14 protein-coding genes, 1 tRNA gene and 2 pseudogenes are annotated in these 21,256 nt (G+C 72.4%); 5 read left to right on the top strand and 12 right to left on the bottom strand.

The window, feature by feature from the left end; all coding sequences use genetic code 11:
- Window positions 1–138 precede the first annotated feature (138 nt).
- From EDD40_RS00085 to EDD40_RS00065, 5 genes are all read right to left on the bottom strand, one after another.
- A complete protein-coding gene (locus EDD40_RS00085; RefSeq protein WP_148088630.1) occupies window positions 139–2,442 on the bottom strand; it encodes a hypothetical protein in 2,304 nt (767 codons plus the stop codon).
- A 22-nt stretch (window positions 2,443–2,464) separates the two neighbouring features.
- Window positions 2,465–2,536, bottom strand: a tRNA-Arg gene (locus tag EDD40_RS00080).
- Between the two features lie 107 nt (window positions 2,537–2,643).
- Window positions 2,644–3,177, bottom strand: coding sequence for a P-loop nucleotide/nucleoside kinase family protein (locus EDD40_RS00075; RefSeq protein WP_123741068.1), 534 nt, complete (start codon window positions 3,175–3,177; stop codon window positions 2,644–2,646).
- A gap of 114 nt (window positions 3,178–3,291) precedes the next feature.
- Complete coding sequence (locus EDD40_RS00070; RefSeq protein WP_123741067.1) at window positions 3,292–6,111, bottom strand: AbfB domain-containing protein; 2,820 nt, start codon at window positions 6,109–6,111, stop codon at window positions 3,292–3,294.
- A 144-nt stretch (window positions 6,112–6,255) separates the two neighbouring features.
- Entirely contained in the window at window positions 6,256–8,187 is a 1,932-nt protein-coding gene (locus tag EDD40_RS00065) for a family 43 glycosylhydrolase (protein WP_211348020.1), read from the bottom strand.
- A gap of 393 nt (window positions 8,188–8,580) precedes the next feature.
- Here EDD40_RS00065 and EDD40_RS42995 point away from each other — a divergent pair.
- A pseudogene (locus EDD40_RS42995) lies at window positions 8,581–8,781 on the top strand (LacI family transcriptional regulator); the annotation flags it as partial.
- Between the two features lie 52 nt (window positions 8,782–8,833).
- Here the strand turns inward: EDD40_RS42995 and EDD40_RS42990 are convergent.
- The 4 genes from EDD40_RS42990 to EDD40_RS00045 form a co-directional block, all read right to left on the bottom strand.
- Window positions 8,834–9,055 carry a hypothetical protein gene (locus EDD40_RS42990; RefSeq protein ID WP_246038401.1) on the bottom strand — a complete coding sequence of 74 codons (222 nt, stop codon included), beginning with the start codon at window positions 9,053–9,055 and terminating at the stop codon, window positions 8,834–8,836.
- 478 nt (window positions 9,056–9,533) lie between these two features.
- Window positions 9,534–10,988 (bottom strand): glutamate decarboxylase, encoded by a 1,455-nt coding sequence (gad, locus tag EDD40_RS00055; RefSeq protein ID WP_123741066.1) that lies wholly within the window; start codon window positions 10,986–10,988, stop codon window positions 9,534–9,536.
- 17 nt (window positions 10,989–11,005) lie between these two features.
- Window positions 11,006–11,875 (bottom strand): class II glutamine amidotransferase, encoded by an 870-nt coding sequence (locus EDD40_RS00050; protein WP_123741065.1) that lies wholly within the window; start codon window positions 11,873–11,875, stop codon window positions 11,006–11,008.
- A 139-nt stretch (window positions 11,876–12,014) separates the two neighbouring features.
- Window positions 12,015–13,229, bottom strand: coding sequence for an amidohydrolase family protein (locus EDD40_RS00045; protein WP_123741064.1), 1,215 nt, complete (start codon window positions 13,227–13,229; stop codon window positions 12,015–12,017).
- Window positions 13,230–13,331: 102 nt separating this feature from the next.
- Here EDD40_RS00045 and EDD40_RS00040 point away from each other — a divergent pair, with 102 nt between their 5' ends.
- Complete coding sequence (locus EDD40_RS00040; protein WP_123741063.1) at window positions 13,332–13,799, top strand: MarR family winged helix-turn-helix transcriptional regulator; 468 nt, start codon at window positions 13,332–13,334, stop codon at window positions 13,797–13,799.
- A 447-nt stretch (window positions 13,800–14,246) separates the two neighbouring features.
- Here the strand turns inward: EDD40_RS00040 and EDD40_RS00030 are convergent, their stop codons facing one another.
- From EDD40_RS00030 to EDD40_RS00020, 3 genes are read right to left on the bottom strand one after another with little or no spacing between them, the layout of a single operon-like run.
- Window positions 14,247–15,416, bottom strand: coding sequence for a glycoside hydrolase family 1 protein (locus tag EDD40_RS00030; protein WP_123741061.1), 1,170 nt, complete (start codon window positions 15,414–15,416; stop codon window positions 14,247–14,249).
- 26 nt (window positions 15,417–15,442) lie between these two features.
- Window positions 15,443–17,710 carry a glycoside hydrolase family 3 C-terminal domain-containing protein gene (locus tag EDD40_RS00025; protein ID WP_123741060.1) on the bottom strand — a complete coding sequence of 756 codons (2,268 nt, stop codon included), beginning with the start codon at window positions 17,708–17,710 and terminating at the stop codon, window positions 15,443–15,445.
- Between the two features lie 55 nt (window positions 17,711–17,765).
- A complete protein-coding gene (locus EDD40_RS00020; protein ID WP_123741059.1) occupies window positions 17,766–18,401 on the bottom strand; it encodes a TetR/AcrR family transcriptional regulator in 636 nt (211 codons plus the stop codon).
- Between the two features lie 161 nt (window positions 18,402–18,562).
- Here EDD40_RS00020 and EDD40_RS00015 point away from each other — a divergent pair, with 161 nt between their 5' ends.
- From EDD40_RS00015 to EDD40_RS00005, 3 genes and pseudogenes are all read left to right on the top strand, one after another.
- The gene (locus EDD40_RS00015; protein WP_123741058.1) at window positions 18,563–20,101 is read left to right on the top strand and encodes an ABC transporter substrate-binding protein; all 1,539 of its coding nucleotides are present in this window, start codon (window positions 18,563–18,565) and stop codon (window positions 20,099–20,101) included.
- A gap of 4 nt (window positions 20,102–20,105) precedes the next feature.
- Window positions 20,106–21,047, top strand: coding sequence for an ABC transporter permease (locus EDD40_RS00010; RefSeq protein ID WP_123741057.1), 942 nt, complete (start codon window positions 20,106–20,108; stop codon window positions 21,045–21,047).
- Window positions 21,044–21,256, top strand: a pseudogene (locus tag EDD40_RS00005) (ABC transporter); the annotation flags it as partial. The gene EDD40_RS00010 and the pseudogene EDD40_RS00005, both read left to right, overlap by 4 nt.

Genomic DNA, 21,256 nt, shown 5'->3' with positions numbered 1-21,256 from the left:
CGAAATTCCCGTTCGCGCAACAGGGGAAGCCGCTCGACCCGCCGCCGAGAACGGCCCACCGCAGGTCAGGGGGCCGACAATGGGTGACTCAACCCGCATCGGCCATGAACGGCCGCGCCGCACAACAGGATGGACGTCTCATTCTCCGCGGACCGAGAACGGGTTCGCGCCGTCGGCCCAGCCGAGGAACCGCACGCCCGCGCCGCCGCGCACCGTTCCGGTTGCGGTGAAACGGCCGCCGCGGAGCACGTGCAGCAGACCTTCGACCGCCGGCTCCAGCACGGTGCCGCGCGTCTCGTCCGCCAGCCTTTCCGCGTGGGCGTACCGCACGGTGGGCTCGCAGAAGCTGAGCAGGAACAGGGCCTGCCGCCAGGCGTACGCCGCGTTCTTCACCTGGATCAGCGCCGCGTGCCGGTCGTCCGTGCGCTGGGCCTGCCTGCGGACGATCCAGTCGAACGCCTGCCGGGCGAGCCGCGGCGCGCGGTCGCGCAGTTCGTCGGTCAGGGTCAGGCCGTCGACCAGCACGGCGAGGTTGTGCGTGGTCAGGATCTGGCTCTGCTCCAGCAGCATGCCGTTCTTCACCGTGGTGCCGCCGGAGGTGCCCGCGCGTTCCCGGCACAGCGCCGTGAAGTCCGCGGTGGTCCGCTTGCCCCAGCGCAGGACGGTGCGCTGCGGCGTGGACCAGTCCGCCGGCAGGTCGTAGTAGTCGGCGTAGAGCGTGCCGGCCAGCAGACGGCTCGCCACCGCCGCGGCGTCACGCCACTTGGTGGTGAACGTGCCCATGAAGATGTCCGCGGCGACTTCCTCCACGAGCGGCAGCGCCAAGCCCGCCTGCTTCGCCAGCGCCCTCAGCTCGGTCACCAGCGGGTTCGGCAGCAGTGCGTGCGGAAAGGCGGTGAGCGCCAGCATCGTGGTCTGCCGCAAGGCGCGACGCGCGGCCGCGGCGTCGTCCGGCTCGGGTGACCGGCAGGGGGCGAGCGCGTCCACCCAGGGCAGCTCGGTGAACCGCACCTGGTGTTCGAGGCCGAGCAGCAGCAGGCCGCGGCGACGCCGGAACGCCGTGTAGCACTGCTCGTGCAGCCCCGCCACGACCGGGTCGTCGATCGCCGCGCTCAGCAGCCGCGAGGTGAGCTGCGGCAGCACTGCCGCCAGCGTTTCGCCCGACGTGATCACGCCGAGGCGCACCAGCTCGTCCACCGGCGCCTCGAGCGACCGCGCGGCCTTGTGCACCAGGTGACCCGGCATGGCCGTGCCGAGGGGGATCTCGGCGGTCGTCTCGGCTTCGGACACCGCGGCGGTGGCGACGTCGAGCGACGGCAGGCCGCCGTCGGCCGGGTAGCGGTCCAGCCTGCCCGCGAGCACGCCGGCGAGGGCGGCGTTGGTCGGCGCCGCGACCGCTGCGGCCTGAGCGGTGCGCCACGCGTCGCGCTGTCCCGTTCCCGGCGCGCCCCGGCGGCTCACCGTGTTCGCGATGGCGCGGCGGATCCAGCCGACCTCCCGCGCGGTGAGCGCGTCGCTGCCGTCCGGACAGGACTCCAGGGCGCGGCGCAGCCTCGCGAAGTTGTTCTTCGGGTGGGACTGCCGGCCGGTCGGGGCGCGGGCGCGGGCAGCTTCGGCGAAGTCCGCGAGCCACGTGGCCCTGGCGGTCGCCCAGTCGGCGGGCCAGGTCCGGCACGGCCAGCCGCCGCGCACCGCCCCGCTCCCGTCGAGGTGCGGCGGCTCGCCGTCGACGGTCCGGCACCACAACGCGACCAGCCGGTCGTACAGCGGGTTCCACACCGTCACCGCGTCACGCATCGTGGCGATCTGCGCCGGCACCCGCGCGGAACGCAGCGACGCGGCGGCGGCCCGCACCGAGGTGAGGCGGACGGCGGAGCCCGACGGCCGGGCGACCTGGGTGAGGCGCGGCGTCAGCCGCAGCCGGTGCATCAGCGGGCGCAGTTCGGCGGCCAGGTCGAGGGCCTGCTCGGGGAAGCCCTTGTCCAGCAACAACACCAGGACGGGCAGCGCCGCGTCTTCCGGCACGTCGACCCGGTAGTGCCCGCCGCGGAGCGCGGCCAGCAGCTCGGCCTGGCCGTCGTCGCCGAGGTACCAGAGGTTGAGCCGTTCCCGCTCGTTCCGGCCGGGCACGTCGTCCGGCAAGGAGGCGACGCGGGCCGCCTCCTCCTCCGACAGCGGCACCTCCGCCAGGTACCGCCCGGTCGCGAAGCCGCCGTGCGCGACTTCGAGCGTCACCCACGCCGGGGTGTCCGCGACCGGGGTGCGGGAGCCGACCGTGAGCGTGCCGTCGGCCATCCCGCCGAGGACGTCCTCCCAGCGCCGCAGCTTGCGCAGCGCCCGCTCGCGGTCGGCCTCGGTGCCCGCGGAGACCGCCGCGGCCAGCGCCCGCGCCAGCTGACCGGTCGCGTATCCGGACGAGCCGGTGGGGAACTGGTCTGGCACGGCGGTCTCCACGGTCGAGCAGACATGGAGGCGGGGATCGAACCCGCGCCCTCCCCGTCCGGAGCGGGGCGATCTACCACTGATCTACTCCATGAGGCCTGCGGAGCATAGCGACCACGCGAGCCGGGCACACCCGATTTCGCACGGCCGAACTGTCTCGGCGCACGCGTCGAAGACGTCCGCCGCTGCCGTGAGCGGTGGTCAGGTGAGTGACGGCGGCCAGCGGTGGTCGCGCCACTCGTCCCAGGAGGCGAAGCCGGCCGGTGGGTCGTCGATCGGTTCGCTGCCGTCGAGTTCGGCCCGCGTCGGGACCTGGATGACGCCGGCCCACTCGGCCAGTTCCCCGTCGGACATGGGCCACGTGCTGCCCGGCTCGTCGGCCTGGCGGCGGTCGAGCCGCCTGCGTTGTTCGACCGGGGACACCTCGAAGTAGTGCATCTCCACGCACGCGCCGCGGTCCGCCGCCGCCTGCCGCAGGGCGGACCGCTCGTCGCGGCTCCACAGCCCGAAGTCGATCACCACGTTGCCGCCGAGCTCCAGGGCGCGCAGCCCGATCCCGATGAGCCGTCCTTCGATCACGTCGGAGGCCGCCGGCGGGTTGTCGGGCCCGTAGAGGGCCTTCACCCATTCGTCCTTGGTCAGGCGAAGCGCGTCGCGCTCGACCTCGATGCGCCGGGCGGCGGTGGTCTTCCCGGTGGCCGGCAGCCCGACCACGAGGTGCAGCGTCGGTCCCATCCCGTCCCCCGTTCGCGCCCGTCGACCCGCGAGCGTACGACGCGTCTCCCCCGTCGGGCGGACCGGCCGTGGTGCGGACCGGCCGTGGTGACGCCACCACGGCCGGTCCCCGGCTCACGGCGCCCAGGGGGCGGCCACCGCCCAACTGCTGTCGGCGGTGAGGGTCTGCGGTCGGTTGAAGCCCGCGTCGTCCCCGGCCGCGATGTGGACCTGCGACTCGTGGTGCCGCAGGAACCACCCCGGCTTGTTGATCGACTCGAACGTCACGCCGGCGCCGCCCACGCCCGGCCGGGCGCAGAACGTGGCGTCGGCGGTGAAGAGCGCCGAGCCGTCGGCCGGCGAGATGCGCACCCGGCTGTCGGCGTGCCGCAGGAACTGGCCCGGGAAGTTGACCGACTCGAACGAGTAGCAGGACGAGTCGGCCAGGCCGCGCCGGACGGTGTAGGTGGCGTCGGCCTTGAGCAGCGCGCTGCTGCCGCTGGTCACGACCTCGGTGTGGGCCAGGCTGTCGGCGTGCCGCAGGTACTTCCCGGTGTGGCCCCACGTCGTGACCCGCAGCGACTGGCGCACGTTCGTGGCCAGCAGCACGGAACTGCGCCACAGCGCCGGGTCGGCCGCGTTCCAGGTGGCGTCGGCGGCGAAGCCGGTCGCGGTGTCCCAGGCGTTCGGACCGCCGCTGCGGGCCAGGTACGCGTTCTCGGCGTAGTGGCGCAGGTAGGACCCCGGGAAGTTCAGCGACTCGAACGACGTGCCGCCCGCCGCCAGGCCGGGCCGCGCGCACCACGTGGCGTCCGCGGCGAACGTGCCGCCGGTGTTCGCGTCCAGCCGCACGCGGCTGTCGGCGTGCCGCAGGTAGCGGCCCGGCAGGGTGACCGACTCGAACGAGTGACAGCGCGCGTCGGCGAGCCCGGCCACGGTCCGGAACGAGCCGTCCTGCCGCGCGCCGTCCGCGCTCGCCGAGCTGATCACGTCCGTGCGCGCGACGGAGTTCGAGTGCCGCAAGTACCGGTCGGTGTAGCCGGGCGTGGTCACCCGGAACGACCGGACGTGCCCGAGGGTGAGGGCGACCGGGGAGTTGAGGTTGCGCGAGGCGTTGATCAGCCCGGTGTGCGCGGCGCGGACCTGGTTGGTGTCCACCTTCTGCACTCGCCGGTCGTAGGTGAGCAGGCCGTTGTACTCGCCCTCCACGTCGGTGATCTCCGTGTAGACGTACGCCGAGACGCCCTTGGTGGCCATCAGCTGCTGCACGTCGCGCACCATGCCGGTGTAGCGGTCGTCGAGCTGGGCGTTGCTCGTCACCTGCTCGTAGGCGAAGTACTGGCCGTTCGGGCTGTGCTCGTGGCCCGGGTTGCGCAGCCCGATCCCGCCGAACTCGCCGAGCACCGACACCCGGGTCGCCGACGGTCGCGGCGCGTCCGGTCCGGTGTAGACGTGCCAGTCGATCATGTCGCCGGTGCCAGGGTCGCCCTTGGAGGCGCAGCAGTTGTAGCCGCTGTGCGCGTTCACCAGCCGGGTCGGGTCGTAGTTCTTCAGGCTGGTGGTGACGCGTTGGGTCTCGGTGAGGCTCCACTCGCCCCAGCCCTCGTTGAACGGCACGTAGGTGGTCACGGCCGGCGAGAACCGGTGCTCGTCGACGATCTCCCGGGCCTCGGTCTCGAACTGGGCGACCTGCGCCGGGGTGCGGTTGGCGTCGAACGCCTGCGTGGACGGGATGTCCTGCCACACCAGCAGGCCCAGCCGGTCCGCGTGGTAGTACCAGCGGGCCGGTTCGACCTTGATGTGCTTGCGGACCATGTTGAAGCCCAGGTCCTTGTGCTTCTGCAGGTCGGAGGCCAGGGCGGCGTCGGTGGGCGCGGTGTACAGCCCGTCGGGCCAGAAGCCCTGGTCGAGCGTGCCGACCTGGAACACGAACTCGCCGTTGAGGGTCGGCCGCAGGACGCCGTTGACCACCTTCTTGCCGACCTCGCGCATCCCGAAGTAGCCCACGACCTGGTCGACGGTCGTGCCCGCGCCGTTGCGCAGCGAGACGCGCAGGTCGTACAGGTAGGGGTCGTCGGGCGACCACCGCCGGGCGTTGGGGACCGGCACCGAGAACTCGGTGAAGCCGCCGGTGGCGCTGCCCACGACGCCCGACCCGGCCATCGCCTCGGCCAGCACGGTGTGCCCGGTGACGTCGCCGCGGGTGAAGACGCGGACCCGGGCGGTGTTGTTCGCCAGGTTCGGGTGGACGTCGACGGAGAACACCGACGAGACCGGTGTCGGCTCCAGCCAGACGGTCTGCCAGATGCCGGAGGACGGCGTGTAGAAGATGCCGCTGGGGTTGTTGGTCTGCTTGCCGACCGGCTGCTTCTCGCCGCGACCGTCGGTCGGGTCGTAGACGCGCACGACGATCTCGTTCGTGCCGCCGTTGAGCTGCGCCGTCACGTCGACCTCGAACCGGTCGTAGCCGCCCTTGTGCGTGGTGACCTGGACGCCGTTGACCCAGACCGTGGCCTCGTAGTCGACCGCGCCGAAGTGCAGCTGCACCCGCCGGCCGCTCCAGTTCTGCGGGACGGTGAACGTGCGGCGGTAGAACATCAGGTCGCGGTTGTCGTTGCGCATGATGCCCGAGAGCGCCGACTCGACCGGGTAGGGCACCAGGACGCGCTCGGGCAGGGTCTGGCCGAGCGGGGGCGCCGCGTACCTGTTGACGTTGCCCGCGCCGTCGGTGGCCGGGTTGAGGAACTGCCACTCGCCGTTGAGCGACTGCCAGTCGGGTCGGGTCATCTGCGGGCGCGGGTACTCGGGCAGGGGGTTGGTGGTGGACACCTGGCCGGTCCACGGCGTGGACAGCGGCGGCGTCTTCGGCACGACGGCGGCCGAGGCGGGCGCGGTGGCGGCGAGGCCGCCGAGCACGGCCAGCACGGCCGCCACGGGGGCGACGAGTCGGTGCATCGGGCTCCTTCGGGAGGGCGGGGAAGTCTGGTGGACCGGTCCGAAGCCGCGGACGACCTCGGACCGGCTCTCACGAGCGGCCTGGTCGGACCCGTGGGGCGAGCCCGCGTCGCGGTCCGCCGCGCGAGGTCGTGTCGTCCGGGATCAGCCGAACACCCGGAGCTCGTAGACGCGCGCGGCGGCGTCGGCTCCGTTGGTGGGGGTGCTCACGTCCAGGCGGGCGTAGCGGCCGGACACGCCGGAGACCGGGTGCACCGTGGTGGCCGCGGTGTTGTCGCCGACCTGGACGACGCGCCGCCAGGTCACGCCGTCGTCGGACACCGACAGGCTGAACGCCCTGGTGTTGAACGCGGCCTGCTCGCCGCCCGCCTGGGCGTGGGCGACCTCGAACCGGCTCACGGACCTCGTCGCGCCGAGGTCGACGCGCAGCCACGGGCCGGCGGCGGACGAGCAGAACTTGTCCGAGTTGCCGCCGTTCACGGTCCCGTTGACCGCCTTCTCGGGGCCTTCGGTCGACGAGCAGGACGCCGAGCCGGTGGCCGGCCGCCCCTGCGCCAGGTTGACGCCGCCGGCGGTGGCCGGGTCGACGGCCACGTCGTCGAACGTCGCGGCGGCGTTGAACACCCGCACGCCGTTGGCGCCGCTGCTGTGGGCGGCGTCGGTGACGCTGATCTTCGGTGTGGCCAGGTCGTCCACGAACACCTTGATCGACGTGCCCACGGCGGTGACCCGCATCCGGTGCGTGGAGCCGGGGTCGACGGTCAGCGGCGCGGAGCCCAGTTGCGCCCACGAGTTGTCCGCCCGGCCCAGCACCACCCGGCCGGCGGTGCTGATGCCCGCGTAGTAGCCGGCGTAGCTGTCGGCGCCGACGGCCGGCCTGGTGGCGCGGAAGACCAGGCCGGCGTCACCGCCGCCCGCGGTGATCGTGACGTCGGTGTCCTGGGTGAAGTCGCCGAAGTTGGTGTCCAGCAACGCCTTGCCGCCGGCCGAGGAACCCGCGCGGTACTGCCCGCCGGTGGCCGTCCAGGCGCCGCCGTAGGTCCGCCAGCCCAGCGCGTTGTCGTCGGAGAAGTCGTCGCGGACGCGCATGGCGACGCGGCGGATCGTGCCGTCGGCGTTGAAGTGCATGCGGTCGTAGGCGAGCTGGCGGTGGTTGCCGTCGGTCTCGCTCAGCGGACGGCGGTGGTAGACGATGTACCAGATGTCGGTGCCGGGCACGTTGATCACGGAGTTGTGCCCCGAGCCGCGCGCCACCGCCGGGTCCTGCGCCAGCACCTTGTCCAGCTTGGTGAACGGCCCGGTCGGCGAGTCGGAGATCGCGTAGGACACCGAGTAGTCCGGACCGGTCCAGCCGCCCTCGGACCACATCAGGTAGTACTTGCCGGCGCGCTTGAACATCTGCGGGCCCTCGACGTAGCCGGACGGGGTGATCTCCTTGTAGGTGCTGCCGTCCGGGAACGTGCCGATGCTCGTCATGTCGGCGTTCAGCCTGACCACGTTGGCGTGGCTGTGGCCGCCGTAGTACATGTACGCCTGACCGTCGTCGTCGATGAAGACGTCCTGGTCGATCGGCTGCGCGCCGTTGTGGAACCGCGAGATGAGCGGGCGGCCGATGGCGTCGCGGTAGGGGCCCTCGGGCCGGTCGGCGACGGCCACGCCGATGCCGCCGGGCTGCGAGTCGTTCTGGATGTCGTTGGCGGCGAAGTACAGGTAGTGCTTGCCGTTGCGGGTGATCGGGGCCGGCGCCCACATCGCCTGCTTCGCCCACGACACGTTCGCCGCGGTGAGCACGTTGGGGTGCTTGGTCCAGTGCACGAGGTCGGTCGAGGAGAACGCGTCGAGGTAGGTCTGCTCGGCGTAGGACTTCGAGGTGGTCGGGTACACCCAGTACCGGTCGCCGTGGATCGCGACGTCCGGGTCGGCGTACCAGCCGTCGGTGAACGGGTTGCCGGCCACGGCGGTCGGCAGGTCGGGCGCCGCGGCGGCCGCCGCCGCGAGTGGCGGCGGGGCGGCGAGTCCGGCGGTGAGCAGGGTGGCGAGCGCGGTGGCGGCGAGCCTGGGCAGGGAAGCGGTCATCGTTTGCAGCTCCGGTCTGGTGCGCACGGGCAGGGGTCGGCGGCGCTAGAGCGGGAACGGGCCTGGGTCGCGGGGTCTCCTCCTCACCTCCGATCCGGTGCTCTGGACAGCCGCGGACGAACTGCGACGTGGGTGTGCTCCAAGCATCCGGGTGTTCGTGACTCACGTCACCGGCCACCTTTACATCGTTGATACAACGTTGTAAAGACTGGATCGGCCGGTTGGCTTCCCGCAGGGTCGACGGGTTCGGGGCACCGGGGCGGGTCGAGGAAGCCCTGCTCACCCCGAGGCGCTGCTGGAAGGCGACTTCACCGCGCTCGCGCCCGGCATACCCGTGGTGATGCTCGGTGAGCACACCGTGCAGCTGCCATCGACCGCGTCGGGATCGACACCGTGCGGGCGGCGGAGGTCGCGGCCGGGTTGCCGGTGCGGGACGACCTGGTCGCGACCGCCTTGAACTACCACCGGGGTGACGGCGCGACGGCCACGGCCCGCCTGCTGTCGCCGCCCGGCCCGCCCGACGCGGTGTTCTGCTTCAACGACCTGCCGGCCGTCGGCGCGCTGCGCACGGCGGCCGAGTGCGGGCGGCGGGTGCTCGAGGACGTGGCCGTGGCCGGAGCTCACCGCTCCGGTCCGGGCGCCGTCGTCAGCCCCGCGGAACGGTCGGCTCGTCGTGCCACGACCGCGCCGGTTGCGCCACGTCGTCCGCTCGGCGGTGGTGCGCGTGCAGCGCGGAAGCGACGAAGGCCCAGCCGACGCCGACGAAGACGAGCGCCCAGCTGGACCACACGACGGCGAGGACCAGGTCCGCCGCGGCGCAGGTGGCGTGCACCGCCAGGACGACGTGGACGAGGGACGTGCGTCTCATTGGTGGCTCCGGTGACGAGGTTGTCCGACATCGCCGACCAGGCTTCCCGGCACACCGCACGGCCACCGGATCGATGACCGCGTTGTCAGCCGTATCGACACGCCGGGCAGATCCGTTACGCGGACGGCGGTCGTCCACGTCGGGGGGGTCGCCGCTCGGGTGAGCTGCGGGTCGGGCAGCCCACGGCGTCGGTGCCGCGGTCACCGGCGTGGACGACCGGCTGATGGACGGTTGCCGGCGTCGCAGCTGAGGACCGGGTGCCGAGCACGCGCTGCGGCTGTTCCTCGACCAGGGCCACGACCGGGCCGCCGTCGAGCAGATCGCCGCCACCGCGGCGCTCACCGCCGCGATGACCGCCTGGGTCGAGGACGACGGCGCCCAAGACCTGCGCTCGTCGGTCGACGAGGCGTTCGCGGGCCCGGGAACGAACGCGCCGGGGCCCACCCGGTCGAGGGTGCGCTGGGCCCGCGAGGCGGGGTCAGCGACGGGGGTGGTCGGGTGATGAGGCACGGCGGCGGGCGTCGCGGTGGTGGGTGCGGGCGGTGTCCGCGCCGTGGGAGAAGGAGGCGGACTCCTCGCCGCGTTGCGGCCGGTCCTGGGCGCGCAGCCGCGGCAGCGCCTGGCGCAGGGCGTCGACCAGGAGGTCGGCGAGGTCGTGGCTGAAGCCGTTGCGCACGACGATCCGCAGCACGGCGAGGTCTTCGCGGTGCGCGGGGAAGGTGTAGGCGGGCACCAGCCAGCCCTGTTCGCGCAGCGCGGCGGAGACGTCGAACACCGAGTACCCCTGCTCGCCGTCGGCGAGGGTGAAGGCGAACACCGGCAGTTGCGTGCCGTCGGTGATCAGCCGGAAGGGCCCGAGCGCGGCGATCCGCTCGGCCAGGTCGCGGGCCACGTCGCGGCAGTAGCCCTGGACGCGGCGGTAGCCGTCCCGGCCGAGCCGCAGGAAGTTGTAGTACTGGGCGACGACCTGCGCGCCGGGACGGGAGAAGTTCAGCGCGAAGGTCGGCATCTCACCGCCCAGGTAGTTGACCTTGAACACCAGGTCGTCGGGCAGCGCGTCGGCGTCACGCCACACCACCCAGCCCACGCCCGGGTAGACCAGGCCGTACTTGTGGCCGGAGGTGTTGATCGAAGCCACCCGGGGCAGTCGGAAGTCCCACTCCAGGTCGGGGTCGCAGAACGGGGCGATCATGGCGCCGGACGCGCCGTCGACGTGCACCGGGACGTCCCAGCCGCGTTCGCGCTGCAGCCCGTCGAGGGCGGCGCAGATGTCGGCGACCGGCTCGTAGCTGCCGTCGAAGGTGGAGCCCAGCACCGCGACGACGCCGATGGTGTTCTCGTCGCAGTGCTCGACGGCTTCCTCGGCGGTGAGGTGGAAGCGGTCGCCGGCCATCGGCACGAGCCGGGCTTCGACGTCCCAGTAGTTGGCGAACTTCTCCCAGCACACCTGCACGTTGACGCCCATCACCAGGTTGGGCCGATCCGCGGGCTCGCCCCGGGCTCGGCGCCGGTGCTGCCAGCGGCGCTTGAGCGCGAGCCCGGCGAGCATGCACGCCTCGCTGGAGCCGGTGGTGGAGCAGCCGGTGGCGTGATCGGGGTCGGCGGCGTGCCACAGGTCGGCGAGCATCCGCACGCACCGCTGCTCCAGTTCGGCGGTGCGCGGGTACTCGTCCTTGTCGATCATGTTCTTGTCGGCGCACTCCGCCATCAGCACCTGCGCCTTCGGTTCCATCCACGTGGTGACGAACGTGGCCAGGTTCAGCCGCGCGTTGCCGTCGAGCATCAGCTCGTCGTGCACCACCTGGTAGGCCGTCTCACCGTCGAGCTGCCCGTCGGGCATCCGGTCGCGCGGGATCGACACCGGTTCGCGGGTGAACACCGGGTTGACCGCGACGTCGCGGTGCGGCCGGTCCGACGGGTGGGCCAGGGACATGGCGGAACCTCGCTGGGTCAGGCGCCTGCTTGGGAGGCGGCGGCGTGCGCGCCGAGCTGGTCGAGCGTGAGCAGGTGGCGGGGCGGGTGGTCGAGCACGACGCGCCTGGTCACGTCCAACCGGCCGTCGACGTGCAGCAGCTCGCCGGGGCGCAGCTCCCGCCAGTCGGGGTCCTCGTCCATCCGCTCGCTGGCCACCACCACGGACGGGTGGTCGGACAGCGCGCCGGACCGGGCCCGGATGCGTCCCGCGGTGCTCGCGTGCTCCAGGTGCCGGTCCCCGTGGGGCCCACCCGCGGCGCGCTGGAGCACGAACAGGTCGTGCGTGTCGGGGTAGCGCAACGCCCACAGGTCGGTCGCCGTCGCCAGGACCAGGTTGATCGCGTACACCGGCAGGGTGTCGGCCACCCACCGCGCCGCAGCGGCGATCCCGGCGCCCACGTCCCCGCCGTGCGCGTCGGTGTGCTTGGTGACCAGCGCGAAGAACCGCTCCGAATCGGTGTCACCGGCCACCAGGTCGCGGTAGTCGCCCAGTTCCGCCTCCAGCATCGGGAGGTCGCCGATCACCCCGTTGTGCGCGAACAACCGCCCCCGCTGCTCGAACGGGTGAGTGTTGCGCGGGTCCAGGCCGCCGGTGGAGGCGTAGCGGATGTGCGCGACGAACGTGGCCGACTCCCGCTCCTTCGCCTCCTGCACGAACTGCCGGTCCTGGTAGGCGGCCAACGGCTGCTTGTCGACCTGCGGCGTGCCGTCCTCGGCGAACACGCCCAGCCCCGTCCCGTCCGGTTCGCGCCTGCTCTGCTCCGCCAGGCTGTCCGGCGCCTCCAGCAGCCAGAACGTCGCGCGCACCCGCCGCGGCGAAGCCGACAACCCGAACAGACGACACATCCGGTACCCCTCCCGCCGCAGTCCCCCTCGGGTGCCCCGCCGGCCTCCCGGCAACCACGGTCGGGACCACACCAACCGGTGACAGGACCGGGCCGGGGTGGCGTGGGTTCGGTCCCTCCCCGGGCGGGAGTACCGCTGGTCAGGCCGCCAGACGGGTGCCGCGACGCCAGACGGCCCTGGTGTCGAGGGTGGCGTCGATGTCGACGAGCGGATCGCCGTCGACCAGCAGGAGGTCGGCGCGGAGCCCTTCGGCGATGCGGCCCCGGTCGCTGAGGCGGAAGCGGCGGGCGGTGGTCGCGGTGGCCGCGCGCAAGGCCCGTGCGGGGGTGAGGCCGGCCGCCACGAGGTGCCGCAGTTCGTGGTGCAGGCTCGCTCCGTGCGCCAGGCCACCGAAGAACGTCTCGGCCATGGAGGCGTCGGTGCCGGCCAGCACGTCGACGCCGGCGGCGTCCAGAGCGCGCACGGTGTCGTGCACGTCATCGAGCTTGCCCTGCGGGTAGCGGTTGTAGCTGGAGCGCAGGGTCCGGTCCCACTTCTCGTCGAGGCGCGCGGCGACCCGGGGGTCGTCGGCCAGCTCGCTGCCGGTGTGCCCCATCAGCGAGGCGTTGAGGCAGATGCAGGGGATCACGAACATGCCCGCGTCCTTGATGACGCTGATGATCTCGGCGGTGTGCGGCTGGTCCACGAACACGTGGGTGAGGCCGTCGACACCTGCTTCGGCGGCCATCCTGGTGGCCTCCGCGGTCAGCGCGTGGGCCACCGTGAGGGCGCCGTGCTTCTTGGCCTCGGCCACACCGGCGTTCACCGTGGCCTGGTCGAGCGAGGGCAGCCCGGGGTGTCCCTCCACGCTGCCGTCGTCGATCATGAACTTGATGTAGTCCGACCCCTGGGCCAGCAGTCGGGGCACGAAGGCGGCCGCTTCCTCCGGAGTGGTGGAGAACGGCATCAGGGGCATCGCCGCCGGCAGGTCCCACTTCGGCCGGAAACCCTCGGGCATCAGCTCGCTCGGGTGACCACCGGGCGGCGTGATGGCGAAGCCGGAGGAGCGCACGTCGGCCTGGGTGTCGTCATCGGTGATGTGCCCCCGGTTCTCCCGCGTGTTCATCCCCTGCATCTCCAGTTCGGTCGTCACGCCGAACCGCAGGGCTAGCGCCAGGGAACCCGGCGCGGAGTGGACGTGGGCGTCGATCAGGCCAGGCAGCAGGGTGCCGCCGGCGCCGTCGACGACCTCGCTGCCGCTCGGGACGTCGCCGCCGACCCGAGCGATCCTCCCGCCTTCGATGAGCACGGTCTGCACGCCCACCGACTTCTCGCCGTCGAAGACCTGCGCGTTCGTGATCGCGGTGAGCCCCATGGCAGTCCGCCCCGTTCCTCGTTCGCCCGGAATTTCCATACCCAAAGTTATACACTTGCCTAAAGGTATGCAACTGCGCGGTCCGGACCTAGACTCCGTCACATGAGCAGCGCGCCCTCCTCCGAGCAGCCTTCCGACGACCTGGTGCTCGACCAGATCGGCCCGGCGCTGTCACGTCTGCGCCGACGGGCGCCGGCCTCGGGCAAGGACCTCTCCCGCAACCTCGTGCTCAACGTGGTCGCCGACGCGCCGGGTGAGATGACCGTGGGCGTCCTGGCCACCGAGATGGGCGTCGCCCAACCGGTGGCCAGCCGAACCGTCGCCGCCTGCATAGCGGACGGCCTGCTGCGCCGTGCGGCCTCCCAAGCCGACGGCCGCCGCACCGTGCTCGAACTCACCGCCCGCGGCGAAGCCGAACGCACCCGCTTCGCCACCGAACAGCGAGCAGCGTTCCAGGAGATCACCGCCACCTGGTCACCGGAAGAACGGATCCAGTTCGCCCACCTCCTGACCCGCTACGGAACCGACGCCGCCGAGTGGTCCCGAAACCGCCCCACGAGCCGCGGCTGAACGAGCGGCACCCAACGGTCGACCGCCACCACCCACCGGGCGAACTCGACTGCTTCTGGCCGCCGACCCACCGATCTGAAAAGCCGTGGTCGGCGTGCTTGCCCTCCGGTGAGGGGAACAGGTGGCCGACGCCCCGGTCGCCGAGGTTCGCGTCGAACGCGTCGGCAGGAGTCGGGTGGGCCATCCTCTGCCGGCCCTCGTCGGCGAACAAGACCATCGGCCAACGAGCCGGCCGCCGTAGACCGGGTCTACCCGCTCAGGGTGGATGTCGCGGGCGATGTCGGCGTCCCCGGCCCGCCTGCCGACCGACAGCGCGCCGAGCCCGGGGTCGAGCACGACGCGCGGCGCGGGGTCGAGGACGGCCAGGGGTTGGTCGCCTGCCGGTGCTGGAGGAGGTAACGCCGGTACCCCCGAACGACGGCCGCCCGATCGGGGGCGCACCCGGCGTCAGAGGGTGTTGGTGCGGGCGACCTCGCCGTACCAGCGCGCACTGGGCTTGACCGTCCGGGCGAAGGTCTCCCGGTCGACCGACACCAGGCCGAACGTCGGCGTCCACGAGCCCCACTCGTAGTTGTCCAGCAACGACCAGTGCAGGTAGCCCCGGACGTCGACGCCGTCGGCCAGGGCGCGGGCCAGTCCGGTCAGCGCCTCGCGGGTGTACTCGACCCGTTCCCCGTCGTCGGCGGTCGCGATCCCGTTCTCGGTGACCAGGAGGGGCACCGCGGGTCCCACCCGGGCCGCGGTGTGGCGGACGGCGCCTTCCAGCGCGGCGGGGTGGAACTCCCAGCCCGTGAGGGTCCGGCGCGCGTCGGGCTCGACCGGGCCGTCGCGCCCGATGAGCACCCTGGTGTAGGCCTGCACGCCGATGAAGTCGTCATCCTTCGCTGCGTCGAGGAACTGGTCCTCGCGGGAGTGGGCCCACTCGGCGGCGAGGTCGTCCGCGCCGTCCACGGCCTGGAAGTTCTGGTTCGCCACCGTCCAGCCGGACCGGACGCGCGGCAGTGCGCCGAGTTCCTCGCGGGCGGCGTGGTGGGCGGCGATCAACGCGTCGGCGACGTCCTGGTCCGGCGGGGGCATCGCGCCGGCTGCGTTCTCCCGCCGCTCGCCGCGCTTGATCATCGCGCTCATCATCGCCACCATGTTGGGCTCGTTGACGGTGCACACCCACTCCACGCCGTCGAGGACCGGCAGCACCGAGCGGACGTAGGCACGGAAGCGGGTGACGGCGTCGGGCCCGGTCCACCCGCCCGCCGCGCGGAACCACATCGGCGTGGTGAAGTGGTGCAGGGTGACCACGGGGGTCAAGCCGCGGTCGAGGCAGCCCTCGACCATCCGCCGGTAGTGCGCGAGGTGCGCCCGGGAGATGTGGCCGGGCGCGGGTTCGACGCGGGCCCACTCGACGCTGAACCGGTAGCTGTTGAGCCCGAGGTCGCGGACGATGTCGAGGTCCTCGCGCCACCGGTGGTAGCTGTCGCACGCGTCGCCGCTGCGTTCCGGCAGGAACGAGTCGGGCGCGTTCTCGAACGCCCACAGGTCGCTGGCGGTGTTGTTGCCCTCGACCTGGTGCGCGGCGGTCGCGGCTCCCCAGAGGAAGTCGCGGGGGAAGGTGGCGTCCATGGCGTCTCCTGAGGTTCTTCGCGCACTCACGGCCGGCGGTACGCGCCGGTGGCGAGCAGTCGTTCCTGCCCGGCTCGGGCCTGCGCGACCAGTCCCGCCACGGTCTCCGCCGTGACGCCGAGGCCGAACGACCGGAGCTTGTCCAGCGGGATGGACAGGAACATCCGGACCAGCTCGGGCGCGACGGTGGACTGGGCGGCGCCCAGGGCCGTCCGGCCGAGCAGCGCGGCCAGCACCTCCCGCCCGGCCGGGTCGGCGCGCCACTCGGCGATGGTGGACTGCGCGGTGAGCGGCGTCAGCACGCGGTCGCCGTCACTGTGGACGGTCGCCTCCAGCCGCACGTCCTGCGAGGAGGCGCCCACGCGGATCGCGTAGTCGCCGGCGGCCAGGGCCCAGCGCTGACCGCGCACGTCCCACGTCCGCAGGTCGGCGGCCGGCAACGGCAGCGTCACGGTCGTCGTCTCGCCGGGCCGCAGCTCGACCTTGGCGAAGCCGCGCAGCTCCGAGCGGGGCCGGGTGGGGTGCTCTTCGACCAGCCCCGCGTACAGCTGGGCGACCTCCAGCCCGTCCCGGTCACCGGTGTTCGCCACCGAGAACGTCACCTCCCACCCGTCCTCGCCCGCCTCGGTCACCCGCAGGTCGGCGTACTCGAACCGGGTGTAGGTGAGGCCGTGCCCGAACGGGAACGCGACCGGCCGGCCGAGCGTGTCGAAGTGCCGGTAGCCGACGAAGGTGCTCTCCCCGTACACGGAGACGCCGTCGCCGCCCGGGAAGGTGAGGTAGCTGGGGTGGTCGGACAGGCGCAGCGGGATGGTCTCGGCGAGCCGGCCCGACGGGGCCCGGTCCCCGAGGAGGAGGTCCGCCGTCGCCTCTGCCCCGCCTTGGCCGAGCAACCACCCCTCCAGGATCGCGTTGGCGTGGTGCTGCCACCCGGCCACCGAGACGACCCCGCCGTTCGACAGCACGACGACGACGCGCGGCGCGACGGCGGCGACCCGTTCCAGCAGGTCGACCTGGTCGGCGGGCAGGTCGATCGTGGTCCGGTCGAAGCCCTCGGACTCGGCGTGCTCGGGCAGGCCCAGGAACACCACGGCGACCCGCGCGTCACGGGCCGCCTCGACGGCCTCGAGCACCAGTGCCTCGTCGGCGACGCCGTCCACCGCGTACCCCGGCGCGAACCGGACCGCGCCCAGCCTCCTGGTCAGCGCGTCCAGCGCGGAGGACAACCCGGTCGGGACGATGCGCGACGACCCACCGCCCTGGAAGCGCGGGGTGCGCGCGAGTTCGCCGATCACCGCGACGGCGTCCGACGACGGGTCCAGCGGCAGCACGCCGTCGTTGGTCAGCAGCACGGCCGCTCGTGCGGCGGCTTCACGGGCCAGCTCGGCGTTGTCACGTCGGATCACGGCCAGCTCCTCCTCCGGCGCACGCGTCCGGGCAGCGCCGACGCGCTCCGCCAAGCGGCGCAGGCGGTCGATCACCGCGTCGAGCACGGACTCGTCCAGCTCTCCCCGCTCGACCGCGGCCACGACCTCCGCGTCCGTGCCGGTGGGCGGCATCTCCAGGTCCAGTCCCGCCCGCAGCGCGGCGACCCGGTCGTTCACCGCGCCCCAGTCGGAGACGACGACACCGTCGAAACCCCACTCCTCGCGCAGCACTCGTGTGAGCAGCCACGGGTTCTCGCTCGCCGCGACGCCGTTGACCGAGTTGTACGCGCTCATCACCATCGCCGGGCGCGCGGTCCGCACCACGTGCTCGAACGGGCGGAGGTAGACCTCCCGCAGCGCCCGTTGGTCGACCTCCGCGGAGACCCGCATGCGGTCGGTCTCCTGGTTGTTGACCGCGAAGTGCTTGACGCACGCGCCGACACCGCTGGACTGGACGCCCTCGACGTAGGCGGCGGCGAGCCGTCCCGTCAGGTGCGGGTCCTCGGACAGGTACTCGAAGTTGCGTCCGCCCAGCGGTGAGCGCTTGATGTTCATGCCCGGACCGAGGATGACGTCCACTTCCAGCGCGGCGGCCTCGCGGCCCAGGGCCGCGCCCACCCGGCGGACCAACGCGGTGTCCCACGTGGACCCGAGCGCCACCGCGGGCGGGAAGCACGTGGCCGGGACGCTCGTCCCGATGCCGAGGGCGTCACCGCCCTCGCCTTGGCGGCGCACGCCGTGGGGCCCGTCGGCGAGCAGGAACGGTCGCACGAGGCCCGGAGCCCCGGTCGAGTGCCAGGTGTCGCTGCCCGAGGTGAGCGATGCCTTGAGCGCGAGCGGTGGGCGCTCGGCCTCGTGGTCGGCCATGGTGGGCGGTCTCCTCATCGGTGAGCGTGACGGGGGGATTTCGGTCTTCCGGGGGTCAGCCCGACTTCCAGCGGGTCGTGTCGACGCCGAGCAGGGACAGGAAGTCGAGCAGGCGACCGCGCATGTCGATCACGTCCGGGGCGAGCATCCACTGCGTCTGCAACCCGTCGAGGAGCGCGAGGAGCTGCTGCGCCGCCGAATCCGGGTCGAGCAGGCCGTCGACCGCCTCGCCGAGGATGGTCGCGAAGTGCTCGCGGAGGATCTCGTAGCGGCGCAGGAAGTACCGGTGGGCCGGGTGCTCGGGATCGCCGGCCTCGTTGGACAGCTTGGCGTACAGCGCGACCAGACCGGGTGTCATGGCGTTGCGCTCGACGATGTGGAGCAGCTGGTCGAGGTGGTCCCACGCGTCGAGGTGCTCGTCGAACAGGACGTCGGCGTCGATCTGGTCGCGTCGCTCGAGCACCCGCATGAGCAGCTCGTCCTTGCCGCCCGGGAAGTGGTGCAGGGCGCCGGCGTGGGTCAGCCCGGACGCGGCGGCGATGTCGCGCAGCGACACCGCGAGGTAGCCGGACTTGGCGAACAGCTCCGCGGCGGCGTCGGTGATCCGCTCCTTGGTGCGCTCGCCCTTCGTGTACCGCTTGGCGGGGATCGGCGAGCCGCTCTTCACGCGGTCGGGTCCTGCACTCGCCATCGTGTCTCCTCGCGCCGTTATCAAAGTGGTCTGGACATCGTCCCCGCCGATGTGCCTACCATGTGGCCCGTAAAACTTACCACATGGTGAGTTCTAGCTCGCCGGACCGATCAGGCCTGGTGAACGGGCGACGAAGCCCGGCACGCAGACAGGAGTTGCCCATGAGGATCCGCAGGTTTCCCACCGTCGGGACAGCGGGCGCGGTGGCGGTCGCCTTGGCGCTGACCGGGTGCTCCGCGGCGGGCGGCGGGGTCGCGGGGCAGAGCGACCCGACGCTCGACATCGCCACGATGACGATCCCGCAGAGCCTCGACCCGGTCACCGCGATCGGCGGCGCGCTGCCCTTCTTCCAGGCCGCTTACGACTCGCTGCTCAAGCGCGAGCCCGACGGCGCTTACAGCCCCATGCTCGCCACCTCGTGGACGTGGGACCCGGGCCGGACGGAGCTGTCGCTGACCTTGCGGGACGACGTGAGGTTCGACGACGGCTCGGCCTTCGACGCGGCGGCGGTCAAGGCGAACCTGGAGCGCTTCAAGGCGAGCACCGGCGCGAACGCGAAGTGGTTCTCCGGCCTCCAGCAGGTCGAGGTCGTCGATGCCACCCACGTCGTGCTGCACCTGGACGCGCCCGACCCCGCCTACCCCCACTACCTGTCCGACGCGGCGGGCCTCATGGCCAACCCCGCCGCGTTCGCCGACGCGGAGAAGCTCAAGACCACCCCCGACGGCACGGGACCGTACGAGTTGGACAGCGCCCAGACCGTCGTCGGGACGAAGTGGGTCTTCCGCCGCGCCGAGGGCTACTGGGGCGAGCGCCTGCCGTTCGACGGTGTCACCATGACGGTGTTCGACAACGAGACCGCCATCGTCAACGGCCTCAAGACCGGTCAGGTCGACACGGCCGTCATCCAGGACGCCAACCAGCAGTCGAGCCTCGACGGCGCCGCAGGCCTCACCAGCACCCCGATCGACTTCGACTACCAGGGCATCCTGCTGTTCGACCGAGCGGGCAAGCTCACCCCCGAACTCGCCGACGCACGCGTGCGCCAGGCGCTCAACCACGCGATCGACCGCCAGACGATGCTCGACCAGATCCGCCGGGGCAAGGGCGCGGTCACCAGCCAGGTCTTCGGCACGGACACCGCCGGCTACCAGGAAGAGCTGGACTCCTTCTACGCGCACGACCCGGAGAAGGCCAAGCGGCTGCTCGCGGAGGCCGGGCACGCGGACGGCTTCGAGCTGAAGATGCCGCGCATGTCCTCCATCGTCACGGAGGCCATCGCCTCGTCGCTGCGGTCCGACCTCGCCGACGTGGGCATCACCCTCACGTGGGTCGACGTCGACCAGGGCGACGCGCTGCGCCGGATCTTCTCCGACCGCGAGTTCTCCGGGTTCGTGATGAACCTCGGCCAGTCCGCCGACGACTGGCTGGTCGTCAAGGACCTCGTGCTGCCGGGGACGTTCAACCTGTTCGGCTACTCCGACGACACGGTGCGGGCGCTGGTGCCGAAGATCCAGGCCGCGGCGGAGGGCGAAGCCGAGGACGCCGCGCGGGACCTCAACCGCCACCTCGTGGACGACGCGTGGTTCGTCCCGTTCTACCGGATGTCCTACGCGCTGGTCACCGACGGCGGCGTCACGGCGCAGCCCCAGTCCGGCATGGCCGTCCCGTCGCTGTACAACTACAAGTCGGTCGGCTGACACCGTGCTGTGGTTCCTGCTCCGCCGCCTCGCGGCCGGTGTCCTGCTGCTCTTCGCCATCTCCTTCGTCTCCTTCGTGCTGCTGTCGGTCCCGCACCTCGACGTGGCGCGGCAGCTCGTCGGGCAGGCCGCGACGCAGGACGTCGTGGACGCCAAGAACGCGGCGCTCGGCCTGGACCAGCCGGTCCTCGCCCGGTACGCGGACTGGCTGGGCGACGCGGTGACCGGAGACCTCGGCCGGTCGTGGTTCACCAGCGAGAACGTGGTGACGGCCATCGGCAACCGGCTGCCGGTGACGCTGAGCCTGATGCTCGGCGTCACCCTCGTCACCGCCGTGCTCGCGTTCACCCTCGGGGTGTGGGCGGGGGTGCGGCGGGGCGCCGTGGACCGGTTCGTGCAGGTGCTGGGCGTGCTCGGGTACGCGCTGCCCGGCTTCCTGGTCACGCTCGTGATCGTGCTGGTCTTCGCCGTGCAGCTGCGGTGGTTCCCGGCGATCGGCTACATCCCGCTGACGACGTCGGTCCCGGGGTGGTCGTCCACAGTGGTCCTGCCGATCCTGTCGCTGTCCGTCGCCTCGGTGGCCGGTGTCTCCCAACAGGTCCGCGGCTCCGTCATCGACGTGCTGCGCCAGGACTACGTCCGCACGTTGCGGGCGCGGGGCCTGCCGCCCCGGCGGGTGCTGTTCCGGCACGTGCTGCGCAACGCGTCCGCGCCCGCGCTCACCGTGCTCGGCATGCAGTTCGTGGGTCTGCTCGGCGGCGCGGTGCTGGTCGAGCAGATCTTCGGCCTGCCGGGCATCGGCTCCATGACCGTCACCTACACCACCCGCGGTGACACGCCGATCATCATGGGCCTGGTCATGACCACGGTCGTCTGCGTCGTGGTCATCAACCTGGCTGTCGACGTGCTCATCGGCTGGCTCAACCCGAAGGCGAGGACGTCATGAGCGCGGCCCGGCGGTTCGTGCGCAATCCCCAGGCCGTGGCTTCCGCGGCGCTCCTGGCGCTGATCATCGGCGCGGTGCTCCTCGCGCCGGCGCTGACCGCCCACCAGCCCGGCGCGGCGGAGTTGGGCAGAGCGTTCGCCGGGCCCGAGGCCGGCCACCCGCTCGGGTTCGACTCGGCCGGGCGGGACGTCTGGTCCCGCCTGCTCCAC

The sequence above is a fragment of the Saccharothrix texasensis genome (assembly GCF_003752005.1).
Classification (GTDB): domain Bacteria; phylum Actinomycetota; class Actinomycetes; order Mycobacteriales; family Pseudonocardiaceae; genus Actinosynnema; species Actinosynnema texasense.
Note: the sequence above shows the minus strand (reverse complement) of the source record. Positions and strands in the feature narration are given on the sequence as shown.